The following is a 25,045-nucleotide window of genomic DNA, read 5'->3' on the forward strand; positions in this document are numbered from 1 at the left end:
TTATCCCTCATTCCAAGAATGGTTATACGTAACCTTCCCTCCCATAATGGTCAATATCACTTGGGCATCCCTGATGTCACCAGCGGATGCATTAAGGAGGTCGCGATCAAAAACGGCGATGTCAGCATATTTTCCAGCCTCCAGCGTACCTGTAACCTCTTCCATATAACAATGTCTGGCTCCGTTAATCGTCCATGCCTTTAAAACTTCGGATGCCGGCATTCCTTGGTCAGGATACCAGCCTCCAGCAGGCGAGCCATCCGGGAATAATCGGTGAGAGGCCGCATACAGCGAATCGGGGACACTGGTGATAAATAAAGGCAAATCAGTACCTATAGTGATCGGCACGTTAGCTTCCAGCATGGACTTATAATTATAAAAACGGTTTTCATTCTCTTTGCCTGCCACAGCAGACATATAAGCCTCTTCGTAAGAGGGATTCAGCAGCAAAATCTGAGCATAGACCTCGGCAAAAATTTCGTTTTCTCCCATTCTGGTCAGGTCATCTGGATGAGGATACTCCAGATCACTGATCGAATGTCTGATAAGGTGATTGCCTTGCTGCGCGCGGCATTTTTCAATCATGGATACTGCTTGGCGAATCGCAGCATCGCCTTCTGCAGTTAGGCAGCATTTGATCCCCTGGCTGTCCGCTTCCAGAACTGAGGCTTCAATTTTTTCGTAATCAACCGCCCTCAAATTCGTGACTCCAGGCATATCTGCGTAAGGCTCCAACATATCCCCTGTATGATCGGCTACGACGCCGTCAAGCATCAGCTTGTAGCCTTGAAAACGAATAAGGTCTCCATGATAAAGTGCCTTATACTTGATACCAATACTTATATCAAACGGTTCAACAACCGGTTCCAGCGAGAAATGAAACCGGAGTGGCAGTTCACCTGTTTCTTTCAATTCCTCTAGAATCGGAAGCAGCTCGCTATGCCGGTCAAAGCCAATATCTTTTATAGAAGTAACCCCTCGTGCAGCCAGCAGGCGGCAAAATTCCATAAACTCTTGTTGGACAAGGCTGCGGTCCTGCATCATAGCTTGGAGCAGTAAAGCGCGTGCTTCGGCACTGCATTGATCTGGCGAAAATTGATATCTCTCCTCAGCCAATCGATTCATCCAGCAGTAACTTTTATTTTGGTTGATGGCGATGACCGCCCGATCGGGAAACAATCCATCCAACAAGCTTGGCTCAGGCAGCCCACCCCATTTTTCCTCGCTCCAACCGTAAGCGGTTACATCTTTTCCTGATGGAAGGTGGTTTGCCTCTTGAAGCAGTAGTTGCACTGCTTCTTCACTTGAGGCTGTATGCGTCAGATCTACGCCTCGATGCATTGACATATATCCGGTGAAAAATACATGGTTGTCATGAATTCCTGGCATGATAAAGGCATCGCCCAGATCATAGACAACCGTTTCCACTCCTATCCAGACGTGTGCCTCTTCGAGGCACCCCACTGCTGCAATACGTTCTCCTCGCACTGCAACAAACCCGGGCGAAGCTTCATTTTCCAATCCATTAAAAATAGCATTGGAGAGTAAAACTTTGTCTGCTAATATATCGTTCTTCCCTTGCACAGTTTCACCACCTCACGATTGATTCATCTAACAACATGACGTAATATAACGTTATGTTGGAGCTTCTGCTTCTCCTCATCTCGGATGGAAGCAGAAGCCACACGTACCAACTACCTTGCATAACAGGCAACGGATTATATGGAGAATTGATAACGGTCTCCGATGATGTACTGCTTTCCTACATGAACCGGGCTTCCGTGCTGGTCATAGATCATTGTATGCATGTAAAACAATGCCTGCCCGATCGCCGTTTCCAGCAACTTGGCCTGATTTTCATCCGCCAAAGCAATTTGTAATATCGTCTCTCCCGGCTGATTAGGATCGATGCTGTATTTTTGCCGCAGCAGCTCGTATACAGACCCTTCCAACTGCTCGTTCATTAGAAATGCAAAACGGTCATAAGGATAAAAATTGTTTTCCAGCATGAGGGGGCGATCATCCGCATATCTTTTACGCTGGATAAATAACACCTTTTCTCCTGGCGATAGCTGCAACTGATGTGCAATTTCCTCATCTGCTTCTACGATTTCACGTTTTGTGACCACACTATGTGAAGAAAGACCATTGGACTTGCAAGCAGCCGTAAAGCTGATGACATGTTCAATCTTCCGTCCAATTTTAGGGATATTAACAAAGGTGCCTTTTCCCTGACGTTTGGTCAGATATCCTTCATGAACTAATTCGGCGATTGCTTTTCTTACGGTAATACGACTTACATTATACATCTCGCTCAACTCTGTTTCGGTCGGTATACGGCTTCCCTGCGTAAATGTTCCATTATGAATAGCGGTTTTGACCGCTTTTTGTAATTGAATATATAATGGCTCCGCTTGGTCTGAATTTAACATCATGTACCCTCACTTGTCATATAACGTTATATCACTCTCACTTAGAGTATCAAAGGTTACATATTCTTACAAGTGGAGATATTCGAAACGGATCGTCAATAATGAACGCCGTATCCGAAGGAACCTTCTACCAGGCAGCTCTGGGCGGCAAGCCTTGAGCCTTCTGCCATAGCAGCTTGAATGTTGCCTTTTTCCAAAAAGCTCAGTAAAAAAGCAGTTATATAAGAGTCGCCTGCCCCCATGGTATCCACAGCGTCAACGGAATCAGGCATTTGAAAATAGAACTTCGTACCATCATAGGCGATGGATCGGTCACCGCCACGTGTGGCAACTAGAATCTGTCCCTCTTTTTTTCGATTGGAACGGATATAATTTTGTGTCTCTTCATCCGTCATATGGCTGCAAGAGAAAAATGCAAAATCGGCATACGTAATATTTTGTTCTACCTGTGTATCTGTAAAATCATCTGAAAAATCAAAAGAAATAGGGATTCCTAGCGTCTCTAATTCAGGCAGCAAGTGACCTGTATGACTGTACAAGCCAGTATGAATCAGGTCAAACCCGCCAAGATAGTTCCTGTCATCTTCGCTCAGTTCCAATGGAAAGAGACGTGTCACTCCCCCCTCATTACTGCCCAGAAATACTCTGTCTCCGTCTTTCAGGGTTACACGTGCGCAGCCGTTCTCACCGCTGTGATGTCTGCACCGTGAAATATCGATGTCAAGCTCACGCAGGGTGTGTTCTACATGCCGTGCTTCGTGATCGTCCCCAAACACGCCTATAAAGGCTGCATCCACTCCCGCTTTTTTGGCAAATACACTGAAATTAAGCGCATTGCCGCCAGGGTACATCATGCGCAGATGAACATATTTATCTACCACATTATCGCCAATGCCTAGAACTTTCATGATGGTTTCCTCCTGTTGGTAGGTGCGCTTAGTAAGCTACTTTGCCCATATAACGGCGAGTTTCCAATGGGTGATTGCGTACATTTGCTAGTGCTTCACGATACACACATACAATGCTGTAGAATAACACCGGGTTAAAAAACTCTACTACTTCGTCTGCAATCGTTCCGATGCCAAGCTCCTTTGCATCTATCACTTCCACTTTCTCGGCATACTGATTCAGGAAAGTCTGTGCCCGCTCATCCAGCGCCCGTGTACGTCCTTCGTTGATCATTAGAATAAATGGAGTTTCCTTATCCGTTACTTCAAATGGGCCATGGAAGAATTCACCGGAATGGATAGAAGCTGCATGAAGCCATTGCATTTCCATCAGCGAGCAGATGGCAAATCCGTAAGCATGTCCATAAGACGCTCCGCTGGTCAGGATATAGAAGAGTTCCTCGTTGCGGTATCTGTCTGCGAATACTTGGGCACGTGGTGCAACTTGGACTTTGGCACGGTTAATAATCCCATTGATTGCCCCCAATCCGTTCAGGAAAGCCGGGTAATGCGCATATCCCTCAGCGATTTGAAGCAGTTCAACCGTAAGTTCTAAAATAATGGCCATCGGGTTGTTTTTAACATCGCTCTCCTCACCCCACTCGTAGAGGAAGGAATAATCCGAATAGTTGAGCAGGCTCGCTTCACTATTGTGGGTTAAGCCGATGGTATAAGCACCTTTCTCTTTGGCTGATTTAGCAGCCGCGACCGATTCTGGGGTATTTCCACCGTGGGAACAAACGATGACCACTGAGTGTGCCCCCAATCGTTTGGGCAACGCATGTACAAACTCATTCGCTGTATACATCCCTGCTACCAGTTTCTTTGCTTCACTATCCAGAAAATATTTTGAAGGATACATATCAACTAGTGAGCCCCCGCAGGCTACTAAATAAACCTCAGAAATCTTCCCATTCGCTTGTTCATTAATCGTCTGAATCGTCTGTTGTACATTCATTTTTTATCTCTCCTTCTATATAACGTTATATAACGTATTGTTTACGAGATAAATATAAGCGCTTTCATCGAAAGTGTCAAGTCCCCTCATAAAAAAAAGCTCTAACCCTTTTGTGTAAGGATTAAAGCTGCTTTTCGGATTGGTTTCATTCATTGGGTCAGCACATAACGAGGCTAAGCCTACCCTATACGCACAAAAAAATATGGTCTTACATATGGGTTTGTCCGAATAAACTAAATGAGACAAATACATAACGTCCAATAAATAATCAAGGAGGAAAACACCATTAATACATTTATCGGGTATGTTTTTCTGGGTCTGTCACTTTCAGCTCCCATTGGACCCATCAATGCCGCACAGTTAGATCGAGGTATTAAAAATGGATTTTGGCACGCCTGGTTTATTGGGCTAGGTGCAATCACAGCAGACATTATCTATATGATGCTTGTCTATTTGGGAATGATCCACCTTCTTAATTCCCCATTTGTCAAAGCTTTTTTATGGCTGTTTGGTTTTTTCGTGCTTGTGTATACAGGTCTTGAAAGCATCAAAAATGCTGGTGTGATTTCAGAATCCGAATTAAGGGGAAATGGCAATACCCTAACCAACTCCTTTGTTGCGGGCTTCCTGATGTCGTTATTTAATCCTCTCTCTATCCTTTTCTGGCTTGGTATTTACGGTTCCATACTGGCCAATGTTGCTAATACATATCCAGTACAACAGCTATTGATTTACAGCGGAGCGATTGTACTGGGCGTGTTGGCGTGGGATGTGACGATGGCAGCTGCTTCAAGTGTTTTCCGTAGATTTCTCAAACCCGGATTGCTTAAAACCATCTCTTGGATGTCAGGTCTATCTCTTGTAGGCTTTGGCTTTTATTTTGGTGTACAGGCATTTCAATTACTTTTTTTACGCTAACGCTTGTCTTCTTGATAAAGTTAACGAGATTCCTTGCCGTGCTTTCGACGCACCCATTGAACAATGAGGTCACATATTGCAATTAACAAGACCAGCAGTAAACTGATGTAAACCCCAGGGCGGCTAAGCTTATGAAAAAAGGCCCCGACTACAGCCATAGCTATCAGCAATAATCCAATCCAGCGTTTGATATTGCTTGATGTGCTTGATTCCAGTAACTTACCTGAAGACAGCAAAATAAAGCACCAGTTATATAACAGCATTAACCCCGCAGCTGTTGTGATATATTCATACACTTTTCCCGGTAGCAGCAACGATAATACGATTGCTGAGATTAATCCAACAGAGATCAAACTGAGTGCATAAAGAGGATATTTGCCCTTCCACTTTCGTGAGAACAGTGTGGGCGCATCTCCTTCCTGGGCAAGGGTAATCATCATCGAAGTCTCTGCATATAGCGATGCTGTCATCGTGGAGAACCCTGCAATAATAAGGACTCCGTTAAACAAATGAGGCACAAAGGCCAGTTGATCGCTACTGAGCGCAAGTACAAAAGGACTTTCCTTCGGATTAAAGGCACTTAATGGTACCATAGACACAGCCAGCCCAATCGAAAGCACATACACTGCAACCAGCGTCATCAACATGACCTTTCCTGCTTTCGGTGCTTCCTCCGGGTTTTGAAGTCGGTTAGACATAATTCCGAGCACTTCAATACCTCCGTATGCATAAAAGGCAAAAATAAAAGATGACCATAACCCTATGCCACCGGTTGGAAAAAAGTCTTTGGAGCTGAGAGGGAACTTCGGATTATATTTACCTCCTCCGATCCAGCCTGCCAAAAGCGCTACCGCTAGGACCAAAAACATCAAAAGAGCCGCTATCTTAATGATCGCGAGTACATTTTCTACACGATCAAAACCCTTATTGCCAAAAAAAACAATCACAAGCCCTAAGAGCCCGAAGCCTGCCGCAAAAATCCACATCGGTACCTGAGGAAACCAAAAGCGTGAAAATATAGACAGCGCAGTTAGTTGACTCCCATTAATAAGCAATTCCGAGAACCAATACACCCAGCCACTGCCGAAGCCTGCCCAATTGCCAAATGCTTTTTGAGCATAGGAACGGAAAGAGCCCTGTTCTGGATGATCTGCTGTCATGCGCGAAAGGGCGTCAAACACCACATACGTTCCAACTGCTGCCAAGAAGTAAGCAATCAGCACGGCTGGACCACCAATGGAAATTGCTAAACTAGACCCGAGGAAATACCCTGTACCGATGGTGCCTGCAACTCCTAACAAGCTCAGCTGCCACCATTTTAGTTTTTGCTCTTTTTGTTTGCCCGCTGAAGACTTGCCCATACGAAAATCACCCTATTCTGAATTTCAGACCTATTTTTTGTTTTTTTATGATTGCCTTCTTCTCCATATTTCATGTGAAAGTCAATTCAATTTGTAATAAAGAAGCACCAGCAAACTCGATTAAAGGTTTGCTGATGCTTCTTTTTAATTAAACGTTTTACATTTTGGACAAAGAAAGTGCCTTGTCTGCATTTTGAATATCCATTTGAATTTGCTGATCCGGATCATAGGCGTTGTAGTAACCATTATTCTTCATATAATTAAAAATTTGCTCATGAAGGTTAACAGCTTTGCTCAATTGGTCACAAAGGACATTTCGAACTTCTGAGCTGGTCGACTCTGTTAAGGCCGCGGCGTAGTTTTTGATCCCACTTTTAGCTGCGATTAACAGATCGGAAGCAATCACCTGATCGGTCATGGGGGTTGTACCGGTCATATTCCCAATAAAAGAATTCACGTTATTCCTCCTTAGATTATACAAGCAGATTTCTAAGCTGTTGAATATCTTGTGTACCGCTGCTGATGTCCTGCTGTAAAATATTTTTTAAATTTGAATCTGAGACTAAAGGGAGCATGGTTTGAGTTTTTGTAATACAAGTTGTTTTAAACGTAAGCAGCTCATGCAATTCCAACTTTTCGTGAACTCCAAGTTTTTGCAAGATCAAAACCTCCTTTCTGAACTTCTTTTGGTATTTCCTACGATTGCTGCCCTTATGCACGATCCAAGAATCTTAGTTTTCACAATGTCCTTTTCAGCTGTTTCTCATGATGAAAAAAGGTTCCTTCAAACCATTAGTCATGGTTTTGAAGGAACCTTTTTGTTCCAAAGTGGCAGCCAGGGCGGACACAATTTTCAGGTATGTACGCTTCCTGAAAAACCGTCCACATCGTCCTCCGGTTGTTGGTCAGAGCTGACGTTGTGTTCCTGTGTTGTGTTAGTAAACGTTTGGGAAGAGCCGTTTTTATACGCCTCGCTCCAGTCTTCATTGATAATGTGCGCTGGAATAATCCAATCCTCCGGGCTATAACCTGGATTTTGCATACCAATATTACTTTGTTTACCTGGACGATAAGTGAGAACTCCTGTCTCAATTATACTTCCTTCATAAGCTTGGCAAATCTCTAATGCAGACAGCACATCCTGGTTCTCAACGTGAACACTGAGGCCTGTATCACCGTTCGTGCTGGCAGAGTATCCAATTTCCTTTAATGTTTCACAGGCTTGGGCGGCTTGCTGCGGATCACGAAATTGAAAACGGAAAGAACCCGTATCCATGTGCTTCATCTCCTCTGAATTTATCTTATTTTGTTATTTGGGTTCATTAGGTATGTTATTTGTTAATATAACCAATCGGAACGCTATTTTTACATTCGAAACCTTTATTTTTCAAAAATTTACCTTAAAGCTTTGAAATTAAATAATTAAAAAAGCAGCTACTGTGACAAATCGCATGTTTTCCCTACGTAAATCCCTTTATGCTAGTAGTAAGGGTATGGTTGCCCGGTCATCCGAACCGAGCGGTCAAAGGATGCCCAAATCCATACATAAAGGCGGAATGAAGATGATAGATTACCGAACATTGGTGACACAGCAATCCATGCATTTGTATAGCGTGTTTGCCAAGTCATTCAAAAGTGTAAACGAACATGCGGTTGCTGGCATCAAAACGGTGGGCTTCAACCCAACGGCCTTCGCCGTGATGGAAGTTTTATATCACAAGGGAGCACAGCCAATTCAACAAATTGGAGCCAAGCTGCTGCTACAAAGCGGAAATGTCACTTATGTGATCGACAAGCTGGAGAGCCGCGGTTATTTGCACCGTCACCCGTGCGACCAAGATCGTCGTATTATATATGCAGAGTTGACGGACGAAGGACAACGTGTCATGGATGAAATTTATCCTGATTATACACGCCAGATTGAACGTGCCTTTAGCGGAATCAGCGAAACCGAAAGAGATCAACTCATCGGCTTGCTCAAAAAATTGGGCCGTAGCGCTGATAATCTGTCACCTTATCACAAATAGAACGAATAGTAATTTTAGCAACTGATCGTTTGTGAATAAACGAACAATCTTATAGCTGTGCTAAACGAAAATTTAGATTTACACAGAAAAGTCCACCCTTATATTCATGGGTGGACTTTTTTAATGACTAAAATGTTTGATAATTACATTACTAAAAATAGCCTTACCGCCATCTGAAAAAAGAGTAATTCCCCGATCCTCTAAGCGTGGGAATATTAAGGAGGAATAAGCTACTTCTCCATCATCTACAAAGACTTCGATGCTGGTTTTATCGACGAGAATCTTCAAGTGGACATTTTTCTTGTTGGTATCAAAAGGCGCCTTACTCTCTACATATTTTCCACTCTGATCCGGCTGCCCGGTGTTCGCTCTGTTTACATAAGAGTATTGACCCTCCACCGAAACACCCACATCTACATGACGCTTGCCATCCGCAGACTCTCGAAGCCTCAATCCTGTATTTTTGATCGTTGACCAAGATACATCCGCCTCTAACTGATAGGCATCACCTGCTATCGGAAGCGTGTGAGTCCCCGCTACTTGGATCTTCCCCAATGATTCCGTTGCAACTGGGAATTGCTCCAAAGCTGGTACAGGCTGTGAAACCAAGCGATAGCCGACATTAGATGTACGCTTCAACCGAATTTGGCGAACAACTGAATCCATTCCATTAAAGCCTTCTTTTAGGGTAGGCGTGTTATTGGCATAATCCCAATTGTTCATCCAGGCCAGCGCATAACGGTGACTGTATTGGTCTTTGGCTTTGCCATCCTCGAACGTAACCGCACCATACCAGTCAAAGCCATAATCCAGCCAATCAGGATCATTGCGATCAGGGAGAAATGCTTCTCCATTAAAATCTCCTATCCAATAGGCATACGTGTTGGGCCCGCCGGTTGGTTTACTATTGGCGCTCGCGCCCAGAATCCATTGATAGGTCCCATCATCCGCGCGCATCTGGTAAAGGTCAGGGCATTCCACAAGCCCGATATTTTCCGTTTGAAAGCCACTCGTAAACTGCCAATCCTTTAAATTTTTAGACTTATAAAAGCCAATCTTCGTTCCCTCCGCCATGACCATTACCCATTGATTACGCCCAGTATCCCGGACGATTTTGGGATCTCTAAAATCCTTCGTACCAGGATTGGACATCACAGGCTTGTTGCGGTAAGAAGTAAACGTCTTGCCTTTATCCTTACTGTACCACAGAAATTGTTCCTGCTTTCCTCCATCTGCGGAGGGCTGTGTGACAATGGCTACAAGTGCGCCTTTTCCAAAACCAGCGGTGCCATGATCGTCGATCACGACCGAACCAGACCAAGGATCTCCATTCGGGTTTGTATATTTGGGAATCGCCACCCCTTCATCTTTCCAATGAACCAGATCGGTCGATGTTGCATGGCGCCATTCTGTACCGTTCTTATGAGGGTAATCACGATTATATAAATAGTAATAATGATATTTTCCATCCATATAAATCGGCCGCTGCGGATCATTTTTCCACTTATCCGGAACGGTAAAATGGTAGGCTGCCCGGTAGGTCGGTGTTGAATGCTTACTTTGATTTGCTTGATTTTTTGGAGTTGCAGCAGGTTTAGGGGGTTTGACAGCATCCTGTTGGTACATATTCCATCCCATAGCTATGAATATCGTTAAGCCTGTGATGACTACTACGGATCGTATCCAAATGTTCTTGGGAGCTTTTTTTCTCATTATGACGATCCTCCTTACTTCATTGCATCGTTATGTATCGTCCGACGGACGACAGATCGGGTTGCTACCGACTGCCGCCTTCGGACATACTGCTTAAATACCTACTTATTTCTTTCCGTACTCATTTTGGTGTTCTTTTTTGTCATTCGCTGGATCAATCGTGATTTGCCCTTGTTCCAGAATACCGTTTTTCACAACAGAAGTTTTCGAACCTTTAATATTCAGCAGGAAGCTTGGTGCAAAAGTAGATTTGTGATCCGGGAAAAGCCCACGATTGGTCATATAACTCGAAACGACTACGTTATTGCCTTTGCCTTGCGGGATAGCAAAATGGGCATACGTCCAGGTAATATCATCACGATCCAGATCCTGATGAAGAACGAGACCGGTTCCATTCAACGGTTTATAAGGCCCTGTCAAGGAAGTCGAAACATAACCCAGCATGTAAATATCATCGTCACCGATCGCATCTACAGTCACCTTAGAACCTCTTGTACTCGTAAATAAATACCACAAACCGTTCATTTTGAACACATTCGCCCGTTCAATTTCATCTGTTACCAGATTGGATGCAATCAAAGGAGGCATTACATTTTTCAACGTATAATCATCATTCAATTCAACGATGCCCAGTGCGCCGTTCGCCAGCTCAGCTCCCTTTTTCTTAGGACTTTGCAGCAGGTTTTGTTGCTCTTCCTTGAAGAAATTCTTATTGCCGCCATAATAAGCTGGGTTTTGAATCGAATCTTCGCCCTGATAGCCTGTCTCTGTTCCTGTGTTGGCTTCAAATATAATATATTTGTGGCCTTGATCCTCGACATAGTGAGGGTCTCGAAGAGTATGATTATCCATATCTATTCCGACGCTTTGCTGTACATTTTGATAGGTTTTCCCATCTCCACCGTCATAGATCGATTTCAAATCCTCGACTCCATCTACTTTCAGTGTCTTATCATCAGGCTGAGAGACATTAATTTGAGCCGTGCTCAAGGTTTGCTTGCCGTATAATTTGTTATTCGGGTCATACGGCTGTCTGCTGGTATAGAATAAACGTACTTGTCCATCAGAGGTTAAGGTAGCTGAGCCGGACCATTCTTCTGACTGATTTTTGAGAATCGGATCGTTGGAGAGCAGTTTATCATTGTCTTTAAATACTCTACCAGCATTTTTCCAGCCGCTCAGTGAAGTATCACCCGCTTTTTGATAGAACAGATATATAAATGTATCCTCGCCTCTTTTAGGATCGCCTGCCAATCCAAAAACGATATTATATCCCTTGTAATTAGCCACTGTGCCATCGGCATTTTGTAACGGCCAGCTGTCCCAGACATCCAGATCAATCTGCTTGCCTGAGCTATCGTGACCAATAGCAGAAGGAATATTTTTAATTGTAGAGGCATCGAAGGACGGAACCTCATATTTCTCTTTACCTTGCTGTTTGAAAATATTCAGCATGTCACTACGCGTAATTTGGGTAAATGCACTGTCTGCTTTGGTATCTGCCTCGTCATTTCCCTTTGCAAAAGCCTGAACGCCGCCTCCTAACAGTAAGGTAGTTGCTACTGTTGCAGTGGCTGCTTTACTAAACCATTTGTTAAACTTCAAGTAATCCATCTCCCTTAATCTGATTATGCTTTCTAGATTTGAAACCCAATTTTTTGGTTGGTAGGGCCATTTTATATGGTATGTCAAACGATTGATATAGACTGAAAATCCCTATTATGTGAGGGAAGAAAACAGATTTCTCTATAAATTTTATCCTCATATTTTCCTAGTAATTTTCTGAAAATCCCTTTTTTTTCATTCTTATTACATTCAGAAAAATTTGTTACTTGATTTTTTTTCGTATCCCATTTTGCTTGGTTGGTTGCTTCATTCACATGCAAAATCGTTCTAAAATAAATCATACAAAGCCCGATTTGGAAGCGGGTTCAAAAAAATGGTTCCTTAGTACTGTATGGCTCAATACAGAAACAAATTTTTAGTTACAATTTTTTAAGACTTTTTTACCATTTCGTTACCTATTCGATATGAATATATCGCAATCTCTAGGGGGTTTTATTTTCTTTTTTATATACTGGGGAATTTATCGGTCCTATACGAGGTGGCTATTTTGCTGAATCAGTAGGAGGAGAGACCTTAGCATAAAGAAACAGCCCGGCCCCTTATTGGTGTACCGGACTGTCTCTTATAATGAAAGAAGTATATTATTTTTTATGCGTGTTCTCTTTGTGGTGCCTTTATACGCTGATCTGCCTCTTCTTCCGTACCCGGTGGGCGGTTCCGCAAGCCGAGGACAACAAACCAGCTAATCACTGCAATAACGACCATGATCACGAACAAGGAATGCAGACTGTTTTCCAGTACAGACCGGAGTAATCCGGCAACCTTGTCACTTAGACTCTGTGAAGCATGCGGGGCCAGCAGACCATTGATATCCTCCTGCGTAACCCCTTGCTGAGTGAGCTGTCCGTCCGCTGTCTGGGCAGCAATACGATAATTCAGCCATGAACCGAAGGCTGCAACCCCAATCGTTTGTCCCAATGTGCGCAGGAACGTATTCAAGGCTGTAGACGCGCCACGCAGCTGGAATCCGACCGAGGACTGAGCAATAATCGTGAACACGGTTATCGAGAAGCCAAATCCCAGTCCATACAATAACGTAGACAGGAACAGAAGCCAGATTGGAGTTGTTAGGTTCATCAAGGTCATGACGAAGGCTCCCAATACAATCAGGGTCAGCCCGATCAAAGAGGTTCGACGCGAGCCCAGCGTCAGCAAAATGCGTCCACCGATCATGGAGCCAAACAGCCAGCCTACGGACATTGGTGCCAGTGCAAGACCAGATGAAGCGGCATCTCCACCGTGTACGCCCTGAATCCATAGTGGAAGATAGCTAGTCAGCCCGATTAGCAGGGTACTGACGAGTAGTGCAGCGGCACAGGAAAAAGCGATATCCCGTATCTGAAACAGCTTCAGAGGCACCATCGGTTCCTGAGCGCGCTTTTCGATAACCAAAAACAAAACCAGGAACAAAATAGCCACCGCAGCCAAGGCCAGCAATTCAGGAGAAGCCCAGTCGATATACTGTCCCCCAAGGGCCAATACGAGCAAGAGTGCCGTCATCCCGATGGTAAAGGTAACTGCTCCCGCCACGTCGATACGTGCGGTACGCTTGCTTACCTGTTCCCGCAGGTAACGGGCGATGAAGAACATAGCCAGTAATCCAAAGGGAACGTTAAAGCCAAAAATCCATTCCCAGCCAAAATAGGTGACCACGTAACCGCCCAAGAGAGGCCCGACAAGGGAAGAAATCCCCCATACCGAGCTGATCATGCCTTGGACTTTACCACGTTCCTCCATTTTGTATATATCACCGATAATGGTAAAGGTAACAGGAATGACACCGCCTGCTCCAATCCCTTGAATAGCCCGGTATAAAATAAGCTGCTCCATACTACCAGCCAGCATACAAAGCAAAGAGCCAACCACAAATAACGAGCACCCAATTAGAAAAATGGGTTTTCGGCCAAACAAATCGCTAAGTTTGCCGAAAATAGGCGTGGTTACAGCCATCGTCAGCAAATATGCCGTAAAAATCCAGCTGAGCAAACTCACACTGCCCAGTTCACTCACAATTGTCGGTCCTGCTGGACCGATAACCGTTCCTTCAATCGCGGCCAGAAAGGTGGCCAATAGAACACCTGTCAGCACGAGCCCGCGCTTCATAGGTTTATCGTTTCCCAAGCAAATCACAAATCCTTTCCTTGTAAATACTGTGTTGTATCTGTACGGTTTCCCTTCCAAGCTTGGATGATTACCCGCACTGCATAATCGTAAACAGGCGGCCTATATAGGCCGCCTGTTGTGTACGATGTATATATATTATTGTCTACATATCCTTAATTTTTGTCAACTGTAATCGTATGATAACTCCCGCTATCTTCCGTTTTATAGAGATACCCCTCTTCCATACGAAGAACATGGCTGGCAAAGCGTTCAGCTATCTGTATATCATGGGTAATGATTAGAAAAGCCGCGCCTTCAGCAGCCTGCTCTGTACACATACGGAGCAGGCTATTCGCCCCTTCGTAATCCGTTCCCGCAGTTGGCTCATCCAAAATGTAAAGCTTTTTGGGTAGGATAAACTGCGCCGCAACGCTCAAAAGCCTTTTTTCGCCTCCACTTAACAGGTATGGCGAAACCTCTAGCCTGTGGCCCAGCCTGGCGGCTGCCAGTAAGCGATGCGCTCGTTCCTCATAGGCGGCGGGAATCGGATCTCCGATCCGTAAACCAAACTTGGCGCGCACGCTGTACAAGCACTCTTCCCACACCGTTGCAGCTGCAAACTGATGCTCTGGTTGCTGGAACACATAACCGATCCCGGCTGCCAGTTGATGAATGGGCAGCTTCGACATATCCTGCCCCTCCCACCACATGCATCCCTTCGGTGCGGGGAGTAGACCCATAAGCAGCTTGCCCAGCGTGGTTTTGCCAGAGCCGTTCTCGCCCAGCATTACGGCTCGTTCGCCAGGCGCAAGGGCAAGACTCACACCCTTGAGCGCCGGGCGCTGGCTGCCGGGATAGGTGAAGGGCAATCCCTTCACCTCCAGCAACGGCTGCCCAGCGCAGTTAGCCGCCGAGCCGGAATTCACCCCCGGCTCATGCGGCATGTCTTCCCTCCCTGCGGAAGAGGGGAGCAGCCCCCAGGTTGCCAGCTGCGCCCCATGCTCGCGCAGCAGCTCTTCGGGCGGACCTTGCAGCAGCATAGTCCCGCCCTTCAGCACGATGAGGCGCTGTGCTGCACGCGCGCCATCATCTATACGGCCGGACGCAGTGATCACCGTCCGGCCTGCGGCATGGAGCCGCCGACATAGCAGGACGAAGTCCCGTACAGCCGGCGGGTCCAACTGCGCAGCTGCGTCGTCGAACACGACCAGCGGCGCTTCCAGCGCCAGCACCGCAGCAATGGCGGTGCGTTGGCGCTGGCCTCCCGAGAGGCGCCGCACGAAGGAGCTGCGCTCGGATGCCAGGCCGACGGCCTCCAGTGCAGCGGCAAGGCGCTGCTCTATTTCTGCCGGAGGCACGCGCAGATTCTCCGGTCCAAAAGCAATTTCGTCTTCGACGATTCCCTGCACTAGCTGGGCATCCGGGTCCTGAAGCACGACGCCGACAGTGGTGGCGACCGTAGCCAATTCAGCGGTGTCGGGGTCCATCCCGTACACGGTCAGCTCTCCCGTCCGTTCACCCTCGCCAGAACGGGACAACCCGCCATGAAGCAGCTGGCACAGCGTAGACTTTCCACTTCCGCTAGCTCCAACAATGGCTACATGCTCGCCCACCGCAATGTCCAGCGTCAGACCATGTAACGCTGGCTCCACCTGGTCATCATACCGATAGCCAAAATTCCTCAAGGACACGGCCACTCTATTCTCAAAAGCATGATCACTACGTTCATTCATAACCGAAATACCCTCGATCCCTATTGTTCAAGCTATAGCCATGCATAGCCTTGGTTATGCACGTGAAGCGCGTCCCAGTTCAAAGCGTTTTAACAGCCCCGTTCCATTTAAGGCATCGCCCAGTACTTTCGTCAGCAGACCACACAGGACAATGCCGCTCAGGATACGAACGACCAGTGCAATCGTCAGCACCTTCCATCCCCAATGCATATAGCCAAACATATTGGCTGCCACGATAAACCACAGCGGAACCATGGCTCCGCCCGCCAGCATCAGTGAAACTGTGTTCCAGCGGCGATATCGCAAAAGAGCAAATACCAGTTCCGCCACAACCATATAGCAGACAGCCGCCGCGATGATAGACGCAATTCCATAGGCAGAGCCCATAAAAGACTGCACTACTGCGCCAAAGGCATAAGCAATTACCGCCGTACCTGGCTTACGAATAATATAATAGGCCAGCAAACCATATATCATGTACAGCCCGACGATAGCGGAAGTTGCAATAGGCCCTCCCAGACTATTTAACGTTTTGTTAATCATCGACAAATACACAGTCATGACGCCGTTCAACGTAGCCAGCATAGCCATTAACACGATATCCAGCGTTGTAAACTTGGCAAAAATACGAGATTCTTTCATATATATTTCTTGACTCCTCTCCATAATCTAGTATACAAGGTCATAGACTCTGGCCCTTGTACAAACTGTTACTGTATAAATGTATTCATCCGTTGTCTCATTGTCAACCTAATTTTATTTAACGAGTTGACAATAAGAACAAAAAAAAGGGGCTGCTTCTTTATCATACCCACCATAAAACAGCCGTAGCGAATACAGCAATCACAGCATATACGTAGCCTAAACGCCCATTCTTCAGTGTTCGAAGATACGTCCGTTCTGCATATGCGCCAAAACCTTTGCCCTCCATAGCCAGTGCCGTCTGCTGAACCCGTCTCACAGCATTCACCAACACAACAGCCGCATACCCGCTCCACCATGATAACCGATTGCTCCATCCTCGTGGTGGCTCCTGTCCACGGACACGTCGTGCAGCCATAATTGTACGCCCCTCTTCTTCCAATAGGGGCAGGAACGTCAGCGCTACTGATATACCGAACGCAAATCGATAAGGCACACGCAAGCGAAGATTCAGAGCCTGCACAAAATCCCGGGGATCGGTCGTCGAGAGATAGATATAGGATGCCAAAAACAAGACAAAAATCCGCAGCGTTAACGCCCCCGCGATATCCAGTCCCTCAGCTGTAATCACAATGGGTCCCCATGAAGCCACTTCATGCCCTTCTCGAATCGCTAGGATAGACAGTATAAAATATGGAATCCCTAAACCAATCAGGAACGACATAGCGCGAAGTTGTCGTGCAAGGGTCAACCGTGCACCTAAGCCAGCCACAGCGATCAGTACCGCCAAGAGTGCCGCTTCCCGTAGCGTCGAATCCCATGACATCGACAGGAGGCTAAAGCATCCCACCCATATAAGCTTACTTAACGGTCCAAGCCTGTGCAGCGGCGACGAACCGCCGTTATACTGAAACAGCATTTCGTTGTACCTCCAGTCTGAGCCATTCTTCATGCAGTAATGAGTACATCAGCATATCCTTAAAACCTGTAGATGTATGCTGTACCTGCCGTAATAGCCCTTCCTGGGTCCAGCCCATCGAGGACAGCAGGGCTTGCGAGCCTGTATTGCGCGGGTCCACCAGTGCTTCAATCCGATTTAATCGGATCGTGCCATATCCGAATGAAAGCACCAAGCGAAGCGCCTCCGTCATATAGCCCTGTCGCCAATAAGGCTTGGCCAACTCATAGCCAATCTCGGCTTTATAAGCTCCCTCTGTCTGCCAATAATTAAAGCCGCAGCTTCCAATCAGCTTCCCGTTGTCCTTCAGCTCGATCCCCCAGCGCAGCGCATCCTCCGTCTTCGCCAGCTCATTCAACAGCCCAATCATATCCTCAGCATCCTCACGTCCTGACATACCGGGAAGATTCATATAACGGTGAACCTCCGGGTCAGACCAGCAAGCGAACATCGTAGCCGCATCCCGACTTTCCATCCTTCGCAGCCGAAGACGCGGGCTTTCCAGCAGTGGTATATGCCCCTTACATGCATATGCACACATGTTCCATCATCCTTCCAGCATCAAAATACAACAAATATACGCTACATTTAAGCATACACCTCCAACAAACACAACCTTATTAAAGTGGACAGACCCTATAAAATCAAATTAGCCCTCCGCTTCCTGGAATCAGGAATGAAAAGGGCTACCTTTTATTTTTATATGATTTTTTTGTGTCCCTATTCTTTTATGAAGAGGCACGGGCAGCGACTTGCGCTGGATTTTTCACAACATCTTCGTACAATACGCCTAGCATTGACTGAATCTCCTGCAATTCTTCGATCCCTGCGCCGGTAAGACTGAACATATCATCATGCGGTGTCAGAAAGTTTTCCTGTGTCAGGTTTTCCAGTTCCTGCTTGACCTCTCGTTCACCTACACGGTACCCGCGTTCTTCGAGCAACGGTTGTACATCACTCACCGTCAAATCGTTCTGCTGTGCGTAAGAAAGCATCTGTATACGGATAAACAAGTTCTGAACATCTGCATGCATAATTGTAACTCCTCTCTGGCCTAAGCCAACATGTTACATTGTTTTTACCCATAGGGGAGAAGCTGGAAACAGATGAGGGCAACCCTCGCTGAATTACTTCCTATAACTATATGTCCCGCTAAAACGTAAAGCTTTGCCGTCAGCGCTGCTTGTACAGATAGGGAATTGTGCTGCTGTTAGAGTAAGGTGATTATTCCAAGACGGTAGTGCTATTTTCTACTTGACTGAATATGTACAATCGTTATATCTTAAATTAATTAACCAATGGTAAAAGCGATTTGCACAATTACCTATTTTTGGTGATATATACAACAGTTAATATGAAAATTTAATGTTAGGAGCGTGGACTCTACATGTTTCAAACTATCCCTTACGAAGGAACACGTCAGGAACAATTCGAATCCGTTCTCGGACAACTCCGGGCACTTGTTCACGATGAATCCAATAGGATTGCCAATTTAGCGAACGCTTCAGCGTTACTGGGTCACTTTCTTCCAGATGTGAACTGGAGTGGCTTCTATCTTTATGATGGGACTGAGCTTGTACTAGGTCCCTTCCAGGGTTTACCCGCATGTATACGGATTCCACTGGGGCGCGGCGTTTGCGGTACCGCAGCAGCTGAACGGCGAACACTTGTCATTGACGATGTACATGCATTTCCAGGACATATCGCCTGTGACGCTGCTTCCAATAGCGAAATCGTTATCCCTCTAATCAAGAACGATGAGCTGATTGGGGTGCTGGACATTGACAGCCCGCTAAAAAGCCGATTTGATCACGAAGATCGTGTATTCCTAGAGGAATTTACGGCTATTCTGGTATCCAGCCTGTAACCAAAAATTGTGCATATATATGCTCTTCCTTCGCCACAATATATGAGGGTCCTAAAACCTAAACTATCCGGCGAAGGAGATTGATGATCAATGTTCAATAACATGGCTCCGCAACAACAAATTCATCAATGTGAACAAATTATTCAGCAATTGGTACAACAAACACAGCAAGGAACCGCTATGTATCAACAGTTGCTGCAACAAGAGCAACAAAATGCATCCAGCCTTGAAAGCCTGATGCAACGTGAACGTAATGCGGCTCAAATGATCCAAACCGCAATCCAGGACCACCAAAAAGCTATGCAGCAATACCAACAAGTTATTCAACTGTGTAGTCAGCTGGAAAACACCATCCGCTCGAGCAACCAAATGACTCAACCTGGATTTGGCGATAACTATGCTTCCCGTAGTATGCAACCATCCGCCTTTAGTACAGGAAGCCACATGAATCACAACTTTCCGCAACATATGGGGACGACCGGACAGCATTTTGCAGGCAGTAGTAACATGCAGCAGTTCGGAAACAGCAGTCAACAAGGCATGAGAATAGCACCAAGCGGCATGTAAGCTGCTTTACACAAAAAAGGGTGAACAGCAGGCCGTCGATTGGTTTGTTGTTCACCCTTTTTTCATATTACTTATAGCCATTTCATCAGCTATTGCTAGGTTAATTCCCGCTTGGCCAGCTCCTTCATTCCGTCTCGCAAATACTCAGCCAGCCCAGGGTGATAGCCTTCATACATTTTACTGAAATCCTCATGTTCTACATATAAGTCTCCCAGCCCGCTATAAATTTCTGCTGTAGGGGTATAAAATCGGCTTACCCATTGAAGATGACGGCGGATCAGCGCCTGTACTTCTACACTGTTATGCTTCAATCCCTTATTCATGGCTTCAGCCAACTCCCGATGAATCTGATCTGCCTCTGCCTGCGAATCCAAATAATCCTCTTTGCTCCAGTTCGTCGTCGCAGTCTTACTCTCCTGAACCTTCTCTTCGACCTGTGAACCATAACGTTCCGTCAGATCACGTTCATACATTTCTTGTTTTTCCGTGTTAAACCCTTGGTACATTTGCTCTGGTTCCATCGTTTGTTCTCCTTTCAAATGAGCCACCGTTTCGTCGATGGTCTGAAGGAGAGTATGCAAGCGGAAGACCTTGGCCTCAATCTTGGCTCGATGCACCTGCAAAACCTCAGCCTTTTGTTCCTTGGTTTGCTCCAGCACATTGCCAATTTCGGATAAAGGCAAATCCAGTTCCCTATACACCATGATTTGCTGAAGCCTCAACAGTTGTTCCTGTTCGTAATAGCGATATCCATTATTTCCGATATGATGTGGTTTCAGCAATCCAATTTCATCATAATAATGCAAAGTTCGAACGCTGATTCCCGACAGATTAGATACTTCCTTAACCGTATAAGCCATTCCGCTTCACCTCCCTTGCTTTCCCAGTCTACAGCCTCACGTGGCGTGAGAGTCAATGCCCCCACTTCCCCACCTTGGTACTACACTTTTACCCTGTAAGCACATTGTGAACCGCCTAATTGCCAACGATTTTTCATACTTGCGACCTACAGCAGGTATCTTTAGATATCTATGCAAAAAAAGCCCTACAGCGTATTTCAAATAGGCTGGGGGCTTCATATATTCAATTCGATCTGGCGACTAAGAGAAGCTTTTTCCCATGACCACATGATCGTAGTAAGCTATCTTTTGAATAATTTTCTCCAAATTGTGTTGCGTTTGTGCCATATGTTCTTCCACTTTCTTTTTGTGAGCAACCAGGAAATCTCTTCGCTCTTGGATCGTGGCTTCTCCTTTTACATTTAGCTCAAGGTATGCCTTAATTTCTTCAATGGTCATTCCTGTGTCTTTCATAGCCATAAGGAACCTGATCCAATCCATTTGTTTCTCGGTATATACCCTTCTCCCACCTTCATCCCGACCGACATCAGGTAGAATGCCCTCTTTTTCATAATAACGAAGGGTAGATGCTGGCAATCCGCTCCTGATTTCAACTTCTTTAATGGAGTACATGGTTGATCCCCTCCTCGTTCTTGTATTTTCGCTTCAAGTCAGCTGTAACGATAAGTATAAGTTTTCATAGAAAAGAGTGCAAAATTAAGATTTCCTATTCACCAATTGAACAGCTAGTTCTCTCCCTGTCCTTCCCCTCGCAATTTCCCAATATAACTCCTTACATTCTCCTCCGGATGGCTCACTTCCCATTGATCCAACAGCCGATTGACCTCTTCATCGTGAGAATTCAACTGGTAATAAAATATGGCCGCTCGTAATTGGTGGTGCTCTTCGACAGGTTCATCATCAGGCCAGTGGTACTCTTGCTTGCCGTTCTCATCGGTAGTCCCTATCGCTCCGTCCAGTAACGGAGAGCGGCCTTCTAGGCCTTCACCACGGGCAATGGCTTTGAGAAAATCGGCATGTCTCATGGCAACATCAGGCGAACAACGGTGCAAATTCTCGAAAATATCAAAGGCATCAATCGGATCGTATTCCAGATTCTCAAGGAAATGCCTTTGCAGCAGCGCGGCAATCTTCTTATTGCCCGTCAGTCCGGACAGAAAATAGAATGTAGGCATTTGTGCCTCATAACGAAAATCGTCGACATGGCTGATAATATCGTCCACAATCTGGTCGGTCTGAAGGCCTTCACGGGCTAACCGAGTTAGTATCCGCACCGCCTTATACTGCGTCCAATCGTACACCCCGAACGCTACCTCATACAACATAGGAATCGCCTTTTCCCTGTAATTGTAGATAATCTCAAAAATAGCATCCTGTTGAATATGCAGCCAGTCACCCAAACCTTCGTACTTTCCCGCCAAACTCTCTGGCTTCTGCAACTCAGTCCCGAAAAAATAACGCGGGAATAGAGGCAATGCCTCTTCTCCCAGCATAGCAGCCGAATTTTTCGCCTCGGCGGTGAATTGCTCTGGCCGATCTACTAATCCGCCAACCTTTATAATGGCTGCAGGAATAGCCGTGTCCAAATTGATTGCCACCACAGTTTTTTTATTTTTCTTCCAAAACTGAAATATTCTCATATGTAATTCACAGCCCCTTAACGTATATTACTAAAAATTTCTTTGCCAACTAGAATATTGATTCTGAATATATATCGGCAACCCCCTATAATTCCTCAACACGTTTTGCACCATTAAACAAACATATTATGGGAATTACTTGTATACTTTTCAACAGTTTACTTAATATATGCGATTGCTTCTCTAAGCCTATTCTTTTTTATCATAATTATTTAGTATTATAAGGATATAAAAAAGGAGGTTATCATTTGAAAAGTACAGGTATGACACGTCCCCTAGATGCGTTAGGCCGTATCGTCATTCCCAAAGAAATGCGAATTTCTATGGATTTTAGTGTGGGTGATCCCGTTGAGATTTTCGCAGATGAGGAAACTGGTATTCTCGCCTTTCGAAAATATACCGGGGTGACGTGTAAAATGTGTGGTTCAGCAGAACAATTGACTTATTTTAGGGACAGTTTTATTTGTAAAGAATGTATTGAAAGTTTAAAGAAGGGGTTAAATTTCAGTCCTGTCCTGAGACCAGCCAAATCAGCTTTAGCCAACGGACAACGGTCGAATAAAGAGCCCAAACGTCTACGGCGATCAACACAGCAGATGATTGAAAGTCTCAAAGAATTAATGCAAAAGCAGCCCAATGCAGCACAGCACGAATATGCCAAAATGCTTGAGGTTTCCCAAGCCCGTATATCCCAGCTCAAAAAATTGCTATAACTACAGCTTGCTATCCTACATAGGTATACACCAGAGATTTCATCATGTACAGCTAATTTTGAACCGTGATACGCAGCATCATAGCTAACCGACAAAACGCATATGCGAAAATTCCATACTAGGTATAAAGAACTACTGGATGAATTGCAAGCGATTATGCCTTATTTAAGAAGACAATGCCAATTAATAGTAACGCCTAAATTAAACGAAATGACCTTCTCTATATAAAGAAGGTCATTTCGTTTATTTATTCATTTTAATGTTATTTCCAATCATCCAAATGCTTTACCCGTAAAGGTATGCTTTTTGGGGACAGTGAGTTTTAAAAAAAATATCTTAAAGGAACATTGCCCATTCCAACAAATACGTTTGCACATATGATGTCACAAAATTCAATCTAAAGGAGAGATACACACCTTGTCAAAACATTCTTCTAATCGTTCGATGGGATCGTTACAACCACATTTTACAACCACTACTGAAGTGAGTAATTTTGTTAATTTATGGGGGATATTTACTGTGAATGGTCAACAGATTGTTGCTTTCGTAAAAAGCGTAGATCCCGTAAATAAATCAATGTTAGTGCTATATCCTAACGGTACACAGTCTTATATTGACGTTACTCAAATCAGTCAGGCACAAGGTCCCTATCCAAGTATGCCTTCTGTTGCAGGACAAAGCGGTGGCCAAGGCGGCGGTCAAGGTGGTGGATCGCATTGGCATCCTCATGGGCAGGGCGGCAGTCAAGGTGGTGGGTCGCATTGGCATCCTCATGGGCAAGGCGGCAGCCAGGGCGGTGGGGCGCAATGGTGGCCTCCTCATGGGCAAGGCGGCGGCCAGGGCGGTGGGTCGCAGTGGTGGCCTCCCCATGGGCAAGGTGGCGGTCAGAGCGGTGGGGCGCAGTGGTGGCCTCCTCATGGGCAAGGTGGCGGTCAGGGAAGCGGGTCACAATGGCCCTCCAGAGGATCTCATAGTGCTAATCGGAAAAATCGAAAAAACTAATACCCATACCTTAGTGTAGCAAATTGATGCTTGCCATGAGCGAGTGTTGATTGGAACACATTCAATATTGCACCGAGCAAAAAGGCAACGCCTGCAGATGCACGCGTTGCCTTCTTTCCTGAGAACACATTTTCATTAAGCCTTGCTGGCCATGTCTGCAATCTGGTAAAGCCACTCTTTACGTGTATCTTCATCGGATTGGGGTACCGACTCGAAAAATAGATGATACATAACGTCAAGTCCGCAATATTCAAATATACCTTTATCGGACGTCAAGCGAAGTGCTTGATCCATGCCATTGCTGGCATATTCCGCATGTGATTTCCCTTGTGTGTTGAGGATGATGACCTTCTTCCCCTTGAGCAGTCCCATCTGCACCCCGTTTACATATTTGTAAGCAAATCCGTAAGAGAATACGCGGTCAATATACCCTTTCATTATGGCTGGCATCCCCGTCCACCAAATCGGATAAATAAAGGTAATCACCTCTGCCCATTGCAAAAACTGCTGTTCCCGCACAATATCTTCTCCGATTCCTCCAATAATCTCGCTACTGCTGACTACAGGTTGAAAGCCGATATCATACAGATCACGAACCACCACATCATGTCCTTTTTGCTTTAGCCCCTCCACTGCAGTGGTCAAAATTGCATGATTAAAGCTTCCCTCAGATGGATGCGCGTAAATAATAAGATGTTTCATCTTTTTCTCCTCCATTTACAAATAAAATGAGTGATTGATCAATTACTTAACTTCATACTTCTTCATCTAACTGAATCTTTATCAATCCATAGTTCCAATAAAGATACGTTTAGTAAACTTGAAGCAGTATCTTGCTCATGAATGTTACCTCGTTGCTTGTTAATCAATTAGTAATTGATCAATCACTAACTAACTGGCCTCAGTATAGTTTATTCTTTTTTATTTTGCAAGTGCTTTTGGTTCAACTTTATATAAAAGATTGTAAAAAGATCTGAT

The 25,045-nt window shown here is 45.3% G+C and carries 27 protein-coding genes; 6 read left to right on the forward strand and 21 right to left on the reverse strand.

Annotated elements, in window-relative coordinates; all coding sequences use genetic code 11:
• From ACXHJ2_RS19670 to ACXHJ2_RS19685, 4 genes are all read right to left on the reverse strand, one after another.
• Complete coding sequence (locus ACXHJ2_RS19670) at positions 1-1,584, reverse strand: amidohydrolase (RefSeq protein WP_165082932.1); 1,584 nt, start codon at positions 1,582-1,584, stop codon at positions 1-3.
• Between the two features lie 134 nt (positions 1,585-1,718).
• Entirely contained in the window at positions 1,719-2,435 is a 717-nt protein-coding gene (locus tag ACXHJ2_RS19675) for a GntR family transcriptional regulator (protein ID WP_231124987.1), read from the reverse strand.
• 92 nt (positions 2,436-2,527) lie between these two features.
• A complete protein-coding gene (locus ACXHJ2_RS19680; protein ID WP_165082934.1) occupies positions 2,528-3,340 on the reverse strand; it encodes a fructoselysine 6-kinase in 813 nt (270 codons plus the stop codon).
• A 28-nt stretch (positions 3,341-3,368) separates the two neighbouring features.
• A complete protein-coding gene (locus ACXHJ2_RS19685; protein ID WP_165082936.1) occupies positions 3,369-4,337 on the reverse strand; it encodes an SIS domain-containing protein in 969 nt (322 codons plus the stop codon).
• Between the two features lie 285 nt (positions 4,338-4,622).
• Between ACXHJ2_RS19685 and ACXHJ2_RS19690 the strand changes: the two genes are divergently transcribed.
• A complete protein-coding gene (locus ACXHJ2_RS19690; RefSeq protein WP_025676060.1) occupies positions 4,623-5,255 on the forward strand; it encodes a LysE family transporter in 633 nt (210 codons plus the stop codon).
• A gap of 20 nt (positions 5,256-5,275) precedes the next feature.
• Here ACXHJ2_RS19690 and ACXHJ2_RS19695 read toward each other — a convergent pair whose 3' ends face one another.
• The 4 genes from ACXHJ2_RS19695 to ACXHJ2_RS19710 all read right to left on the reverse strand — a co-directional run bounded on the left by ACXHJ2_RS19695 (position 5,276) and on the right by ACXHJ2_RS19710 (position 7,892).
• Complete coding sequence (locus tag ACXHJ2_RS19695; RefSeq protein WP_090736934.1) at positions 5,276-6,616, reverse strand: amino acid permease; 1,341 nt, start codon at positions 6,614-6,616, stop codon at positions 5,276-5,278.
• A gap of 157 nt (positions 6,617-6,773) precedes the next feature.
• Positions 6,774-7,073 carry a spore coat protein gene (locus ACXHJ2_RS19700; protein WP_058710681.1) on the reverse strand — a complete coding sequence of 100 codons (300 nt, stop codon included), beginning with the start codon at positions 7,071-7,073 and terminating at the stop codon, positions 6,774-6,776.
• Between the two features lie 16 nt (positions 7,074-7,089).
• Positions 7,090-7,275, reverse strand: coding sequence for a hypothetical protein (locus tag ACXHJ2_RS19705; RefSeq protein ID WP_058710680.1), 186 nt, complete (start codon positions 7,273-7,275; stop codon positions 7,090-7,092).
• A gap of 194 nt (positions 7,276-7,469) precedes the next feature.
• Positions 7,470-7,892, reverse strand: coding sequence for a hypothetical protein (locus ACXHJ2_RS19710; protein WP_013369374.1), 423 nt, complete (start codon positions 7,890-7,892; stop codon positions 7,470-7,472).
• Positions 7,893-8,178: 286 nt separating this feature from the next.
• On the opposite strand from ACXHJ2_RS19710, the gene ACXHJ2_RS19715 reads away from it, so the two are divergent.
• Positions 8,179-8,643 (forward strand): MarR family winged helix-turn-helix transcriptional regulator, encoded by a 465-nt coding sequence (locus ACXHJ2_RS19715; RefSeq protein ID WP_013369372.1) that lies wholly within the window; start codon positions 8,179-8,181, stop codon positions 8,641-8,643.
• Positions 8,644-8,763: 120 nt separating this feature from the next.
• Here the strand turns inward: ACXHJ2_RS19715 and ACXHJ2_RS19720 are convergent, their stop codons facing one another.
• The 9 genes from ACXHJ2_RS19720 to ACXHJ2_RS19760 form a co-directional block, all read right to left on the reverse strand.
• Positions 8,764-10,356, reverse strand: coding sequence for a glycoside hydrolase family 32 protein (locus tag ACXHJ2_RS19720; protein WP_165082938.1), 1,593 nt, complete (start codon positions 10,354-10,356; stop codon positions 8,764-8,766).
• 105 nt (positions 10,357-10,461) lie between these two features.
• Complete coding sequence (locus tag ACXHJ2_RS19725; RefSeq protein WP_165082940.1) at positions 10,462-11,961, reverse strand: glycoside hydrolase family 68 protein; 1,500 nt, start codon at positions 11,959-11,961, stop codon at positions 10,462-10,464.
• 83 nt (positions 11,962-12,044) lie between these two features.
• Positions 12,045-12,263: a hypothetical protein gene (locus tag ACXHJ2_RS19730; protein ID WP_457874301.1), complete on the reverse strand. Its 219-nt coding sequence runs from the start codon at positions 12,261-12,263 to the stop codon at positions 12,045-12,047.
• A gap of 307 nt (positions 12,264-12,570) precedes the next feature.
• On the reverse strand, positions 12,571-14,085 hold the full coding sequence (locus ACXHJ2_RS19735) for an MDR family MFS transporter (protein ID WP_165083032.1): 1,515 nt from the start codon (positions 14,083-14,085) through the stop codon (positions 12,571-12,573).
• 173 nt (positions 14,086-14,258) lie between these two features.
• Positions 14,259-15,818 (reverse strand): ABC transporter ATP-binding protein, encoded by a 1,560-nt coding sequence (locus ACXHJ2_RS19740; protein WP_165082942.1) that lies wholly within the window; start codon positions 15,816-15,818, stop codon positions 14,259-14,261.
• Between the two features lie 54 nt (positions 15,819-15,872).
• Positions 15,873-16,460 carry an ECF transporter S component gene (locus ACXHJ2_RS19745; protein WP_013369365.1) on the reverse strand — a complete coding sequence of 196 codons (588 nt, stop codon included), beginning with the start codon at positions 16,458-16,460 and terminating at the stop codon, positions 15,873-15,875.
• Positions 16,461-16,623: 163 nt separating this feature from the next.
• Positions 16,624-17,379 (reverse strand): energy-coupling factor transporter transmembrane component T family protein, encoded by a 756-nt coding sequence (locus tag ACXHJ2_RS19750; RefSeq protein WP_165082944.1) that lies wholly within the window; start codon positions 17,377-17,379, stop codon positions 16,624-16,626.
• Positions 17,363-17,959, reverse strand: coding sequence for a GNAT family N-acetyltransferase (locus ACXHJ2_RS19755; protein ID WP_165082946.1), 597 nt, complete (start codon positions 17,957-17,959; stop codon positions 17,363-17,365). Before ACXHJ2_RS19755 ends, ACXHJ2_RS19750 begins: the two co-directional genes overlap by 17 nt.
• A gap of 187 nt (positions 17,960-18,146) precedes the next feature.
• Positions 18,147-18,452, reverse strand: a complete 306-nt coding sequence (locus ACXHJ2_RS19760) for a hypothetical protein (protein WP_025678044.1) — start codon at positions 18,450-18,452, stop codon at positions 18,147-18,149.
• Between the two features lie 353 nt (positions 18,453-18,805).
• Between ACXHJ2_RS19760 and ACXHJ2_RS19765 the strand changes: the two genes are divergently transcribed.
• Together ACXHJ2_RS19765 and ACXHJ2_RS19770 are read left to right on the forward strand one after the other, a co-directional pair.
• Positions 18,806-19,285 (forward strand): GAF domain-containing protein, encoded by a 480-nt coding sequence (locus ACXHJ2_RS19765; RefSeq protein ID WP_013369361.1) that lies wholly within the window; start codon positions 18,806-18,808, stop codon positions 19,283-19,285.
• 90 nt (positions 19,286-19,375) lie between these two features.
• Positions 19,376-19,852 carry a hypothetical protein gene (locus tag ACXHJ2_RS19770; protein ID WP_165082948.1) on the forward strand — a complete coding sequence of 159 codons (477 nt, stop codon included), beginning with the start codon at positions 19,376-19,378 and terminating at the stop codon, positions 19,850-19,852.
• Positions 19,853-19,947: 95 nt separating this feature from the next.
• Here the strand turns inward: ACXHJ2_RS19770 and ACXHJ2_RS19775 are convergent, their stop codons facing one another.
• From ACXHJ2_RS19775 to ACXHJ2_RS19785, 3 genes are all read right to left on the reverse strand, one after another.
• Entirely contained in the window at positions 19,948-20,712 is a 765-nt protein-coding gene (locus ACXHJ2_RS19775; RefSeq protein ID WP_165082949.1) for a MerR family transcriptional regulator, read from the reverse strand.
• 240 nt (positions 20,713-20,952) lie between these two features.
• Positions 20,953-21,324: a MerR family transcriptional regulator gene (locus ACXHJ2_RS19780; RefSeq protein ID WP_013369358.1), complete on the reverse strand. Its 372-nt coding sequence runs from the start codon at positions 21,322-21,324 to the stop codon at positions 20,953-20,955.
• A gap of 113 nt (positions 21,325-21,437) precedes the next feature.
• Positions 21,438-22,310, reverse strand: coding sequence for a transcriptional regulator (locus ACXHJ2_RS19785; RefSeq protein ID WP_185156537.1), 873 nt, complete (start codon positions 22,308-22,310; stop codon positions 21,438-21,440).
• A 290-nt stretch (positions 22,311-22,600) separates the two neighbouring features.
• Here ACXHJ2_RS19785 and ACXHJ2_RS19790 point away from each other — a divergent pair, with 290 nt between their 5' ends.
• Both ACXHJ2_RS19790 and ACXHJ2_RS19795 read left to right on the forward strand, forming a co-directional pair.
• Positions 22,601-23,065: an AbrB/MazE/SpoVT family DNA-binding domain-containing protein gene (locus ACXHJ2_RS19790; RefSeq protein ID WP_165082953.1), complete on the forward strand. Its 465-nt coding sequence runs from the start codon at positions 22,601-22,603 to the stop codon at positions 23,063-23,065.
• A 417-nt stretch (positions 23,066-23,482) separates the two neighbouring features.
• Positions 23,483-24,067: a hypothetical protein gene (locus tag ACXHJ2_RS19795; RefSeq protein WP_165082853.1), complete on the forward strand. Its 585-nt coding sequence runs from the start codon at positions 23,483-23,485 to the stop codon at positions 24,065-24,067.
• A 135-nt stretch (positions 24,068-24,202) separates the two neighbouring features.
• Here the strand turns inward: ACXHJ2_RS19795 and ACXHJ2_RS19800 are convergent, their stop codons facing one another.
• A complete protein-coding gene (locus ACXHJ2_RS19800) occupies positions 24,203-24,769 on the reverse strand; it encodes an NAD(P)H-dependent oxidoreductase (RefSeq protein WP_058711675.1) in 567 nt (188 codons plus the stop codon).
• Positions 24,770-25,045 lie beyond the last annotated feature (276 nt).

The sequence above is a fragment of the Paenibacillus sp. ALE3 genome (assembly GCF_054113405.1).

What these genes read in the sequence shown, in the direction of transcription:
- ACXHJ2_RS19745 (WP_013369365.1), bottom strand. Translation starts at nt 16,460, where the DNA reads ATGAAAGAATCTCGTATTTTTGCCAAGTTTACAACGCTGGATATCGTG.
- ACXHJ2_RS19675 (WP_231124987.1), bottom strand. Translation starts at nt 2,435, where the DNA reads ATGATGTTAAATTCAGACCAAGCGGAGCCATTATATATTCAATTACAA.
- ACXHJ2_RS19710 (WP_013369374.1), bottom strand. Translation starts at nt 7,892, where the DNA reads ATGGATACGGGTTCTTTCCGTTTTCAATTTCGTGATCCGCAGCAAGCC.
- ACXHJ2_RS19765 (WP_013369361.1), top strand. Translation starts at nt 18,806, where the DNA reads ATGTTTCAAACTATCCCTTACGAAGGAACACGTCAGGAACAATTCGAA.
- ACXHJ2_RS19775 (WP_165082949.1), bottom strand. Translation starts at nt 20,712, where the DNA reads ATGGCTTATACGGTTAAGGAAGTATCTAATCTGTCGGGAATCAGCGTT.
- ACXHJ2_RS19755 (WP_165082946.1), bottom strand. Translation starts at nt 17,959, where the DNA reads ATGTGTGCATATGCATGTAAGGGGCATATACCACTGCTGGAAAGCCCG.
- ACXHJ2_RS19750 (WP_165082944.1), bottom strand. Translation starts at nt 17,379, where the DNA reads ATGCTGTTTCAGTATAACGGCGGTTCGTCGCCGCTGCACAGGCTTGGA.
- ACXHJ2_RS19685 (WP_165082936.1), bottom strand. Translation starts at nt 4,337, where the DNA reads ATGAATGTACAACAGACGATTCAGACGATTAATGAACAAGCGAATGGG.
- ACXHJ2_RS19780 (WP_013369358.1), bottom strand. Translation starts at nt 21,324, where the DNA reads ATGTACTCCATTAAAGAAGTTGAAATCAGGAGCGGATTGCCAGCATCT.
- ACXHJ2_RS19680 (WP_165082934.1), bottom strand. Translation starts at nt 3,340, where the DNA reads ATGAAAGTTCTAGGCATTGGCGATAATGTGGTAGATAAATATGTTCAT.
- ACXHJ2_RS19800 (WP_058711675.1), bottom strand. Translation starts at nt 24,769, where the DNA reads ATGAAACATCTTATTATTTACGCGCATCCATCTGAGGGAAGCTTTAAT.
- ACXHJ2_RS19695 (WP_090736934.1), bottom strand. Translation starts at nt 6,616, where the DNA reads ATGGGCAAGTCTTCAGCGGGCAAACAAAAAGAGCAAAAACTAAAATGG.
- ACXHJ2_RS19715 (WP_013369372.1), top strand. Translation starts at nt 8,179, where the DNA reads ATGATAGATTACCGAACATTGGTGACACAGCAATCCATGCATTTGTAT.
- ACXHJ2_RS19735 (WP_165083032.1), bottom strand. Translation starts at nt 14,085, where the DNA reads ATGAAGCGCGGGCTCGTGCTGACAGGTGTTCTATTGGCCACCTTTCTG.
- ACXHJ2_RS19720 (WP_165082938.1), bottom strand. Translation starts at nt 10,356, where the DNA reads ATGAGAAAAAAAGCTCCCAAGAACATTTGGATACGATCCGTAGTAGTC.
- ACXHJ2_RS19760 (WP_025678044.1), bottom strand. Translation starts at nt 18,452, where the DNA reads ATGCATGCAGATGTTCAGAACTTGTTTATCCGTATACAGATGCTTTCT.
- ACXHJ2_RS19740 (WP_165082942.1), bottom strand. Translation starts at nt 15,818, where the DNA reads ATGAATGAACGTAGTGATCATGCTTTTGAGAATAGAGTGGCCGTGTCC.
- ACXHJ2_RS19770 (WP_165082948.1), top strand. Translation starts at nt 19,376, where the DNA reads ATGTTCAATAACATGGCTCCGCAACAACAAATTCATCAATGTGAACAA.
- ACXHJ2_RS19730 (WP_457874301.1), bottom strand. Translation starts at nt 12,263, where the DNA reads ATGATTTATTTTAGAACGATTTTGCATGTGAATGAAGCAACCAACCAA.